Origin of the sequence: Photobacterium leiognathi, assembly GCF_030685535.1 — a bacterium.
Lineage (GTDB): Bacteria > Pseudomonadota > Gammaproteobacteria > Enterobacterales > Vibrionaceae > Photobacterium > Photobacterium leiognathi.
Genome location: NZ_CP131601.1, coordinates 277448 through 289245, shown reverse-complemented (window position 1 = coordinate 289245; position 11798 = coordinate 277448). Strand labels below are relative to the sequence as shown.

Below are 11798 nucleotides of genomic sequence, written 5' to 3'. Positions count from 1 at the left end.
GCATGTCGGTCTACAGCACGCTCTGCTTTCTGGCTGCAGCAGCAATGCTTATTGCTTTTGTAAACAGTAAAATAGGTAAAATGCAAACCACCATTGCCATCACTGCTGGCTCTTTGATCCTGTCACTATTGATCATTATTGCTGGTCACAATGGTTGGTTCCACCTTGAAGATATTGCTGCAACACAAATCAGCAAAATCAACTTCGAAGATTTCCTACTAAAAGGTATTTTAGGCTTTCTACTTTTTGCAGGCGGGTTAGGTATTAAACTCCCTCACTTAGAAGATCAGAAATGGGAAATCACTGTTTTAGCACTGGGCGCCACGCTTTTCTCAACCTTCTTTATTGGCTTCAGTTTGTGGGGAATTTGTCAGTTAATCGGCATTCAGCTTGATCTGATCTACTGTTTACTCTTCGGCGCTTTAATTTCACCAACCGACCCAATCGCGGTATTAGCCATCGTTAAAAAAATGAATGCGCCTCGTCGTATTTCCACTCAAATCGAGGGCGAGTCTTTATTTAATGACGGCTTTGGCTTAGTCATCTTCGTCACTATGTTTACCATTGCTTTTGGTGATACTGCACCAACTGTAATGGGTGTCACCCAGCTGTTCCTCCAAGAAGCAATTGGCGGTATCGCCTACGGTTTCATTCTTGGCCTTATTTTCCACTACCTTATTAGCTCAACCAACGATCACTCAATGGAGCTACTACTCACCATAGGTATTCCAAGCGCAGGCTATGCTTTTGCAGAAGTTATCCATGTATCAGGTCCATTAGCAATGGTGGTATCGGGTATCATGATCGGTAACTGGACTCGCTACATTGGCTTTTCCAAAGAAAGTGAAGAGCACCTTGATCACTTCTGGGAATTAGTTGATGAGTTCTTAAATGGTGTGTTGTTCCTATTGATCGGTATGACCATGCTTGACTTCAGCTTCCACCAAGAAGACTGGGTTCTAATGGCTATTGCTATTCCACTTGTTTTAGTTAGCCGTTACTTAAGTATTCAGCTCCCTTACTTAGGCTTTAGCCGTTACCGTCAATACAACCCAATGTCAGTGAAAATCCTAACATGGGGTGGCTTACGCGGCGGCTTAGCCCTAGCGATGGCAATGGCAATTCCAGCAGGCGTTATGGTGATCCCAGAGAAAGGCATTGATGTACGCGAGATCATCCTAGTAATGACTTATGCTGTAGTGGTGTTCTCTATTCTTATCCAAGGTTCCACTATTACACCACTGATTGAAAAAGCCAAAGTATGGGAACTACAGAATAAGTAACTCATTCGTACCGAGACAAAAAAGCCTGCATATCACGCAGGCTTTTTTATTATTCATCTTTAGTGAAACTATCTTCGGAGAAGTGCTCCAAATCATATGGCGTTTGCTGGTAAACACAGTAATTCAACCAATTACTAAAGAGTAAATGTCCATGGCTGCGCCAACTGGCAATCGGTGAATTTGATGGCTCATTATCAGGGTAATAATTTACAGGAACTGCAGGCTCCATACCTTGCTCTGTGTCACGTACAAACTCATTATGCAGAGTATCTACATCATATTCAGGATGACCAGTCACAAACACATTACGTTTATCTTTAGTTGCCGCTAGATAGACGCCAGCCTGCGCTGAAGTCGCCAAAATATCTAAATCTGTATGTTGAGTAAGATAATCAGGAGAAAAATCAGCATAACGAGAATGGGGCGCAAAAAAGGTATCATCGAAACCACGAAGAATAGGATGGTGCATATCGTGGATACGATGCTGATATACACCTGATAGCTTTTCTTTTCGTGTACGTTTAGGCAAATCATACAACAGCTTTAAACCTGCCTGTGCAGCCCAGCAAACAAACATAGTAGAAGTCACATGATCTTTAGCCCAATTCATAATGATTTGAATTTCTTCCCAATACAAAACATCTTCAAACTGCACTAACCCCAGCGGCGCACCAGTGACAATCAAACCATCAAAGTTTCGTCCCTTCACCATTTCAAACTGACGATAAAAAGTATCTAAATGCTCTTGAGGTGTATTTTTAGTTGGTCGATTATCAATACGTAATAATTCAACATCCACCTGGAGTGGGCTGTTTGATAACAAACGTAAAAATTGTGTTTCCGTCTCAATTTTCTTTGGCATCAAGTTTAATAACAATACCTTCAATGGACGGATACCCTGACTCGCAGCACGCTTTTCAGTCATCACAAAGATATTTTCACTACGCAGAATATCAGTAGCAGGTAAGCGATCAGGTATTTTTATTGGCATCTTTGTTGACTCCTTTCCACACAAGATTTTAGCCGTCTAAACTTCCATTAAAACTATAGAAAAACCTAAAGAGACGCAAGTTTATAACCAAAGAATAACATATCGAATTGATATCAAAGAGAGTGAAAAGAAGAGATACGGAAACAAAGATAGGTAAATGATAACGCTAATAACGAAAAAACCCAGCCAAAGGCTGGGTCTCAGAAAGAGATTTAGCGATGTCCTACTCTCACATGGGGAGACCCCACACTACCATCGGCGCTACAACGTTTCACTTCTGAGTTCGGCATGGGATCAGGTGGTACCGCTGTGCTATGGTCGCTAAACAAATTAATGGTGCTAGTACCCAGATTTGAACTGGGGACCTCACCCTTACCAAGGGTGCGCTCTACCAACTGAGCCATACCAGCACACAAAGCTTTAATGAGCTCGCTTTAGCGAACTCTATAATTTGAAGCCTGGCGATGTCCTACTCTCACATGGGGAGGCCCCACACTACCATCGGCGCTATTACGTTTCACTACTGAGTTCGGCATGGGATCAGGTGGGTCCATAATGCTATGGTCGCCAAGCAAATTCTTTATTTACTTTCAGTTTTTAAAAACTGAAGGCAAAAGTAATCTTAGAAAGCTGATTCTCAAACACACGTTCAAGTGTTCTTGGAGTCCGTATAAAACCCCTTGGGTGTTGTATGGTTAAGCCTCACGGGCAATTAGTATCGGTTAGCTCAATGCCTCACAGCACTTACACACCCGACCTATCAACGTTGTAGTCTTCAACAACCCTTTAGAGACCTTAAAGGTCTAGGGATGACTCATCTTGAGGCTCGCTTCCCGCTTAGATGCTTTCAGCGGTTATCGATTCCGAACTTAGCTACCGGGCAATGCGTCTGGCGACACAACCCGAACACCAGCGGTTCGTCCACTCCGGTCCTCTCGTACTAGGAGCAGCCCCTCTCAATCATCCAACGCCCACGGCAGATAGGGACCGAACTGTCTCACGACGTTCTAAACCCAGCTCGCGTACCACTTTAAATGGCGAACAGCCATACCCTTGGGACCGACTTCAGCCCCAGGATGTGATGAGCCGACATCGAGGTGCCAAACACCGCCGTCGATATGAACTCTTGGGCGGTATCAGCCTGTTATCCCCGGAGTACCTTTTATCCGTTGAGCGATGGCCCTTCCATTCAGAACCACCGGATCACTATGACCTGCTTTCGCACCTGCTCGAATTGTCATTCTCGCAGTCAAGCGGGCTTATGCCATTGCACTAACCTCACGATGTCCGACCGTGATTAGCCCACCTTCGTGCTCCTCCGTTACTCTTTGGGAGGAGACCGCCCCAGTCAAACTACCCACCAGGCACTGTCCGTAACCCCGATAAGGGGCCCACGTTAGAACATCAAGCATACAAGGGTGGTATTTCAAGGACGACTCCATAACCGCTAGCGCGATTATTTCACAGTCTCCCACCTATCCTACACATGTAGGGTCAATGTTCAGTGCCAAGCTATAGTAAAGGTTCACGGGGTCTTTCCGTCTAGCCGCGGGGACGCAGCATCTTCACTGCGATTTCAATTTCACTGAGTCTCGGGTGGAGACAGCGTGGTCATCATTACGCCATTCGTGCAGGTCGGAACTTACCCGACAAGGAATTTCGCTACCTTAGGACCGTTATAGTTACGGCCGCCGTTTACCGGGGCTTCGATCAAGAGCTTCGACCGAAGTCTAACCCCATCAATTAACCTTCCGGCACCGGGCAGGCGTCACACCGTATACGTCATCTTTCGATTTTGCACAGTGCTGTGTTTTTAATAAACAGTTGCAGCCACCTGGTATCTGCGACTCCCGGCAGCTTAGAGAGCAAGTCTCATCACCGCTAGGAGCGTACCTTCTCCCGAAGTTACGGTACCATTTTGCCTAGTTCCTTCACCCGAGTTCTCTCAAGCGCCTTGGTATTCTCTACCTGATCACCTGTGTCGGTTTGGGGTACGATTCCTTATAATCTGAAGCTTAGAAGCTTTTCCCGGAAGCATGGCATCAATGACTTCATCACCGTAGTGACTCGACATCGTATCTCAGCCTTAAGATGGTCCGGATTTGCCTAAACCATCAGCCTACATACTTGGACCTGGACAACCGTCGCCAGGCTCACCTAGCCTTCTCCGTCCCTCCATCGCAATTATAAGAAGTACGGGAATATTAACCCGTTTCCCATCGACTACGCCTTTCGGCCTCGCCTTAGGGGTCGACTTACCCTGCCCCGATTAACGTTGGACAGGAACCCTTGATCTTCCGGCGAGGGAGTTTTTCACTCCCTTTATCGTTACTCATGTCAGCATTCGCACTTCTGATACCTCCAGCATGCCTTACAGCACACCTTCAACGGCTTACAGAACGCTCCCCTACCCAATGCAGTAAACTGCATTGCCGCAGCTTCGGTGTATAGCTTAGCCCCGTTAAATCTTCCGCGCAGGCCGACTCGACCAGTGAGCTATTACGCTTTCTTTAAATGATGGCTGCTTCTAAGCCAACATCCTGGCTGTCTGAGCCTTCCCACATCGTTTCCCACTTAGCTATAACTTTGGGACCTTAGCTGGCGGTCTGGGTTGTTTCCCTCTTCACGACGGACGTTAGCACCCGCCGTGTGTCTCCCGGATAGTACTTACTGGTATTCGGAGTTTGCAAAGGGTTGGTAAGTCGGGATGACCCCCTAGCCTTAACAGTGCTCTACCCCCAGTAGTATTCGTCCGAGGCGCTACCTAAATAGCTTTCGGGGAGAACCAGCTATCTCCGAGTTTGATTGGCCTTTCACCCCTAGCCACAAGTCATCCGCTAATTTTTCAACATTAGTCGGTTCGGTCCTCCAGTAAGTGTTACCTCACCTTCAACCTGCCCATGGCTAGATCACTCGGTTTCGGGTCTAATCCTAGCAACTATGACGCCCAGTTAAGACTCGGTTTCCCTACGGCTCCCCTAAACGGTTAACCTTGCTACTAAAATTAAGTCGCTGACCCATTATACAAAGGTACGCAGTCACCCAACAAGTGGGCTCCTACTGCTTGTACGTACACGGTTTCAGGTTCTATTTCACTCCCCTCACAGGGGTTCTTTTCGCCTTTCCCTCACGGTACTGGTTCACTATCGGTCAGTCAGGAGTATTTAGCCTTGGAGGATGGTCCCCCATATTCAGACAAGATAACACGTGTCCCGTCCTACTCGTTTTCACTGATAATGCGTTGTCGGTTACGGGGCTATCACCCTGTATCGCAGAACTTTCCAGAACTTTCACCTAACGCAAAACTAGCTTATAATCCGGTTTCGCTCGCCGCTACTACCGGAATCTCGGTTGATTTCTCTTCCTCGGGGTACTTAGATGTTTCAGTTCCCCCGGTTCGCTTCATAGTGCTATGTATTCACACTATGATACTTACTTATGTAAGTGGGTTTCCCCATTCGGAAATCCCAGAGTCACCTGTTTTTACTACCTTCTCTGGGCTTATCGCAAGTTAATACGTCCTTCATCGCCTCTGACTGCCAAGGCATCCACCGTGTACGCTTAGTCACTTAACCATACAACCCCAAGAGGTTTCGTATGTTCAAACAACCAAGGTTTGTGTCTAACACTTCGATCAAGAAAGTATTAAACGTTGGTTTTTCGCCGGACTCGATACAAGACACTTGAATGTGTATTGTTTTGAGAACTCGTTTTCATCTTTCGATGAAAACTATAAATCAATCTATTGATTGAATTTACTAGTCAGCTTTCCAGATTGTTAAAGAGCATTGTGTTTCTTTCGAACCACTTTCTAACGATTTTCGGCGACAAGAATGCGGACTTAACAAAGAGATTCTTCATTAAATCTGCGAAATCCGTGCAGAAAACTTTTAGAGAGTGGTGGGCGATACCGGGCTCGAACCAGTGACCCCCTCCTTGTAAGGGAGGTGCTCTCCCAACTGAGCTAATCGCCCACGATAGTTTGAATTCCTTCGTGAGAAAGAATGGTGGGTCGTGCAGGATTCGAACCTGCGACCAATTGATTAAAAGTCAACTGCTCTACCAACTGAGCTAACGACCCAATATTCACTTCAAAGAGAAGTGGCGTCCCGTAGGGGAGTCGAACCCCTGTTACCGCCGTGAAAGGGCGGTGTCCTAGGCCTCTAGACGAACGGGACAATGTTCATACTTAATGTTGTTGGGCAACATTAAGTGGCTCTCTTACATTTTAACCAAGCAATCTGTGTGGACACTGCATTTAAACAGTTAAGTCTTTAGGTAAGGAGGTGATCCAGCCCCAGGTTCCCCTAGGGCTACCTTGTTACGACTTCACCCCAGTCATGAACCACACCGTGGTAAACGCCCTCCCGAAGGTTAAGCTATCTACTTCTGGTGCAGCCCACTCCCATGGTGTGACGGGCGGTGTGTACAAGGCCCGGGAACGTATTCACCGTGACATTCTGATTCACGATTACTAGCGATTCCGACTTCATGGAGTCGAGTTGCAGACTCCAATCCGGACTACGACGCACTTTCTGGGATTCGCTCACTCTCGCGAGTTGGCAGCCCTCTGTATACGCCATTGTAGCACGTGTGTAGCCCTACTCGTAAGGGCCATGATGACTTGACGTCGTCCCCACCTTCCTCCGGTTTATCACCGGCAGTCTCCCTGGAGTTCCCACCCGAAGTGCTGGCAAACAAGGATAAGGGTTGCGCTCGTTGCGGGACTTAACCCAACATTTCACAACACGAGCTGACGACAGCCATGCAGCACCTGTCTCAGAGTTCCCGAAGGCACCAATCCATCTCTGGAAAGTTCTCTGGATGTCAAGAGTAGGTAAGGTTCTTCGCGTTGCATCGAATTAAACCACATGCTCCACCGCTTGTGCGGGCCCCCGTCAATTCATTTGAGTTTTAATCTTGCGACCGTACTCCCCAGGCGGTCTACTTAACGCGTTAGCTCCGAAAGCCACGGCTCAAGGCCACAACCTCCAAGTAGACATCGTTTACGGCGTGGACTACCAGGGTATCTAATCCTGTTTGCTCCCCACGCTTTCGCATCTGAGCGTCAGTCTTTGTCCAGGGGGCCGCCTTCGCCACTGGTATTCCTTCAGATCTCTACGCATTTCACCGCTACACCTGAAATTCTACCCCCCTCTACAAGACTCTAGTCTGCCAGTTCAAAATGCTGTTCCGAGGTTGAGCCCCGGGCTTTCACATCTTGCTTAACAGACCGCCTGCATGCGCTTTACGCCCAGTAATTCCGATTAACGCTCGCACCCTCCGTATTACCGCGGCTGCTGGCACGGAGTTAGCCGGTGCTTCTTCTGTAGGTAACGTCAAACAATGCCGCTATTAACGACACTGCCTTCCTCCCTACTGAAAGTACTTTACAACCCGAAGGCCTTCTTCATACACGCGGCATGGCTGCATCAGGGTTTCCCCCATTGTGCAATATTCCCCACTGCTGCCTCCCGTAGGAGTCTGGACCGTGTCTCAGTTCCAGTGTGGCTGATCATCCTCTCAGACCAGCTAGGGATCGTTGCCTTGGTGAGCCATTACCTCACCAACAAGCTAATCCCACCTGGGCTAATCCTGACGCGAGAGGCCCGAAGGTCCCCCTCTTTGCTCCGAAGAGATTATGCGGTATTAGCTATCGTTTCCAATAGTTATCCCCCACATCAGGGCATATTCCCAGGCATTACTCACCCGTCCGCCGCTCGCCGCCCTTAACGTTCCCCGAAGGTTCAGTTAAGTCGCTGCCGCTCGACTTGCATGTGTTAGGCCTGCCGCCAGCGTTCAATCTGAGCCATGATCAAACTCTTCAATTAAAGTTTTGTTGGTCTTTCGACCTGCTCAATGAATACTGTTAATTCATCATAAATGATGAATGAATTGACTGTGCTGATACCGAAGTATCAAATTGGTCACTAGTATCATTGATAAATCTTTTTGACTAATCATTCAACGAGTGCCCACACAGATTGCATGGTCAAATTGTTAAAGAACGTTGACTTTCAATGCCTTAGCGATTTACGCTTCAGCAAGTCAGGTGGCGTATAATACGCTTATCTGATATTCAGTCAAGACAAAATTCTCATCTTTTTAATCAGTTGGTTAAAAAGTGAAAACCTTCTTTTGACCTCGCTCACATTCCAACCAGCGGGAGCGAATAAAAGCCCGTTCTGATGAACGGGCTTTCTAATGTTGAGCCTGGCGATGTCCTACTCTCACATGGGGAGGCCCCACACTACCATCGGCGCTATTACGTTTCACTACTGAGTTCGGCATGGGATCAGGTGGGTCCATAACGCTATGGTCGCCAAGCAAATTCATTACAATCTTGAAAAGCTGATTCTCAAACACACGTTCAAGTGTTCTTGGAGTCCGTATAAAACCCCTTGGGTGTTGTATGGTTAAGCCTCACGGGCAATTAGTATCGGTTAGCTCAATGCCTCACAGCACTTACACACCCGACCTATCAACGTTGTAGTCTTCAACAACCCTTTAGAGACCTTAAAGGTCTAGGGATGACTCATCTTGAGGCTCGCTTCCCGCTTAGATGCTTTCAGCGGTTATCGATTCCGAACTTAGCTACCGGGCAATGCGTCTGGCGACACAACCCGAACACCAGCGGTTCGTCCACTCCGGTCCTCTCGTACTAGGAGCAGCCCCTCTCAATCATCCAACGCCCACGGCAGATAGGGACCGAACTGTCTCACGACGTTCTAAACCCAGCTCGCGTACCACTTTAAATGGCGAACAGCCATACCCTTGGGACCGACTTCAGCCCCAGGATGTGATGAGCCGACATCGAGGTGCCAAACACCGCCGTCGATATGAACTCTTGGGCGGTATCAGCCTGTTATCCCCGGAGTACCTTTTATCCGTTGAGCGATGGCCCTTCCATTCAGAACCACCGGATCACTATGACCTGCTTTCGCACCTGCTCGAATTGTCATTCTCGCAGTCAAGCGGGCTTATGCCATTGCACTAACCTCACGATGTCCGACCGTGATTAGCCCACCTTCGTGCTCCTCCGTTACTCTTTGGGAGGAGACCGCCCCAGATCAAACTACCCACCAGGCACTGTCCGTAACCCCGATAAGGGGCCAACGTTAGAACATCAAGCATACAAGGGTGGTATTTCAAGGACGACTCCATAACCGCTAGCGCGATTATTTCACAGTCTCCCACCTATCCTACACATGTAGGGTCAATGTTCAGTGCCAAGCTATAGTAAAGGTTCACGGGGTCTTTCCGTCTAGCCGCGGGGACGCAGCATCTTCACTGCGATTTCAATTTCACTGAGTCTCGGGTGGAGACAGCGTAGTCATCATTACGCCATTCGTGCAGGTCGGAACTTACCCGACAAGGAATTTCGCTACCTTAGGACCGTTATAGTTACGGCCGCCGTTTACCGGGGCTTCGATCAAGAGCTTCGACCGAAGTCTAACCCCATCAATTAACCTTCCGGCACCGGGCAGGCGTCACACCGTATACGTCATCTTTCGATTTTGCACAGTGCTGTGTTTTTAATAAACAGTTGCAGCCACCTGGTATCTGCGACTCCCGGCAGCTTAGAGAGCAAGTCTCATCACCGCTAGGAGCGTACCTTCTCCCGAAGTTACGGTACCATTTTGCCTAGTTCCTTCACCCGAGTTCTCTCAAGCGCCTTGGTATTCTCTACCTGATCACCTGTGTCGGTTTGGGGTACGATTCCTTATAATCTGAAGCTTAGAAGCTTTTCCCGGAAGCATGGCATCAATGACTTCATCACCGTAGTGACTCGACATCGTATCTCAGCCTTAAGATGGTCCGGATTTGCCTAAACCATCAGCCTACATACTTGGACCTGGACAACCGTCGCCAGGCTCACCTAGCCTTCTCCGTCCCTCCATCGCAATTATAAGAAGTACGGGAATATTAACCCGTTTCCCATCGACTACGCCTTTCGGCCTCGCCTTAGGGGTCGACTTACCCTGCCCCGATTAACGTTGGACAGGAACCCTTGATCTTCCGGCGAGGGAGTTTTTCACTCCCTTTATCGTTACTCATGTCAGCATTCGCACTTCTGATACCTCCAGCATGCCTTACAGCACACCTTCAACGGCTTACAGAACGCTCCCCTACCCAATGCAGTAAACTGCATTGCCGCAGCTTCGGTGTATAGCTTAGCCCCGTTAAATCTTCCGCGCAGGCCGACTCGACCAGTGAGCTATTACGCTTTCTTTAAATGATGGCTGCTTCTAAGCCAACATCCTGGCTGTCTGAGCCTTCCCACATCGTTTCCCACTTAGCTATAACTTTGGGACCTTAGCTGGCGGTCTGGGTTGTTTCCCTCTTCACGACGGACGTTAGCACCCGCCGTGTGTCTCCCGGATAGTACTTACTGGTATTCGGAGTTTGCAAAGGGTTGGTAAGTCGGGATGACCCCCTAGCCTTAACAGTGCTCTACCCCCAGTAGTATTCGTCCGAGGCGCTACCTAAATAGCTTTCGGGGAGAACCAGCTATCTCCGAGTTTGATTGGCCTTTCACCCCTAGCCACAAGTCATCCGCTAATTTTTCAACATTAGTCGGTTCGGTCCTCCAGTAAGTGTTACCTCACCTTCAACCTGCCCATGGCTAGATCACTCGGTTTCGGGTCTAATCCTAGCAACTATGACGCCCAGTTAAGACTCGGTTTCCCTACGGCTCCCCTAAACGGTTAACCTTGCTACTAAAATTAAGTCGCTGACCCATTATACAAAAGGTACGCAGTCACCCAACAAGTGGGCTCCTACTGCTTGTACGTACACGGTTTCAGGTTCTATTTCACTCCCCTCACAGGGGTTCTTTTCGCCTTTCCCTCACGGTACTGGTTCACTATCGGTCAGTCAGGAGTATTTAGCCTTGGAGGATGGTCCCCCCATATTCAGACAAGATAACACGTGTCCCGTCCTACTCGTTTTCACTGATAAGATGTTGTCGGTTACGGGGCTATCACCCTGTATCGCGGCACTTTCCAGAACCTTCACCTAACATCAAACTAGCTTAAGGGCTAATCCGGTTTCGCTCGCCGCTACTACCGGAATCTCGGTTGATTTCTCTTCCTCGGGGTACTTAGATGTTTCAGTTCCCCCGGTTCGCCTCGTGCTGCTATGTATTCACAACACGATACGTGCTTATGCACGTGGGTTTCCCCATTCGGAAATCCCAGAGTCACCTGTTTTTACTACCTTCTCTGGGCTTATCGCAAGTTAATACGTCCTTCATCGCCTCTGACTGCCAAGGCATCCACCGTGTACGCTTAGTCACTTAACCATACAACCCCAAGAGGTTTCAGTATGTTCAAACAACCAAGGTTTATGTCTCTGATAAGGAGACGTTGGTTTTTCGCCGGACTCGATACAAGACACTTGAATGTGTATTGTTTTGAGAACTCGTTTTCATCTTTCGATGAAAACTATAAATCAATCTATCGATTGAATTTACTAGTCAGCTTTCCAGATTGTTAAAGAGCATTGTGTTTATCGTTAGATAA

The 11798-nt window shown here is 48.1% G+C and carries 2 protein-coding genes, 4 tRNA genes and 6 rRNA genes; 1 reads left to right on the top strand and 11 read right to left on the bottom strand.

Features of this window, described 5'->3' with window-relative positions:
* Nucleotides 1–2: 2 nt before the first annotated feature.
* A complete protein-coding gene (locus Q7674_RS08280; RefSeq protein ID WP_045063236.1) occupies nucleotides 3–1283 on the top strand; it encodes a cation:proton antiporter in 1281 nt (426 codons plus the stop codon).
* 49 nt (nucleotides 1284–1332) lie between these two features.
* Here Q7674_RS08280 and metA read toward each other — a convergent pair whose 3' ends face one another.
* From metA to Q7674_RS08225, 11 genes are all read right to left on the bottom strand, one after another.
* Nucleotides 1333–2274: a homoserine O-acetyltransferase MetA gene (metA, locus tag Q7674_RS08275; protein ID WP_045063237.1), complete on the bottom strand. Its 942-nt coding sequence runs from the start codon at nucleotides 2272–2274 to the stop codon at nucleotides 1333–1335.
* A gap of 210 nt (nucleotides 2275–2484) precedes the next feature.
* Nucleotides 2485–2600: ribosomal RNA gene (rrf, locus tag Q7674_RS08270) — 5S ribosomal RNA — on the bottom strand.
* Nucleotides 2601–2608: 8 nt separating this feature from the next.
* Nucleotides 2609–2684, bottom strand: a tRNA-Thr gene (locus Q7674_RS08265).
* A gap of 46 nt (nucleotides 2685–2730) precedes the next feature.
* Nucleotides 2731–2846, bottom strand: a 5S ribosomal RNA gene (rrf, locus tag Q7674_RS08260).
* 119 nt (nucleotides 2847–2965) lie between these two features.
* A 23S ribosomal RNA gene (locus tag Q7674_RS08255) occupies nucleotides 2966–5849 on the bottom strand.
* Nucleotides 5850–6172: 323 nt separating this feature from the next.
* Nucleotides 6173–6248, bottom strand: a tRNA-Val gene (locus tag Q7674_RS08250).
* Between the two features lie 31 nt (nucleotides 6249–6279).
* Nucleotides 6280–6355: transfer RNA gene (locus Q7674_RS08245), tRNA-Lys, on the bottom strand.
* Nucleotides 6356–6376: 21 nt separating this feature from the next.
* Nucleotides 6377–6452, bottom strand: a tRNA-Glu gene (locus Q7674_RS08240).
* A gap of 101 nt (nucleotides 6453–6553) precedes the next feature.
* A 16S ribosomal RNA gene (locus Q7674_RS08235) occupies nucleotides 6554–8105 on the bottom strand.
* 380 nt (nucleotides 8106–8485) lie between these two features.
* A 5S ribosomal RNA gene (rrf, locus tag Q7674_RS08230) occupies nucleotides 8486–8601 on the bottom strand.
* A gap of 85 nt (nucleotides 8602–8686) precedes the next feature.
* Nucleotides 8687–11578 (bottom strand): 23S ribosomal RNA (locus tag Q7674_RS08225).
* The 16S, 23S and 5S rRNA genes sit together here with 4 tRNA genes alongside, the layout of an rRNA operon.
* Nucleotides 11579–11798: the final 220 nt, after the last annotated feature.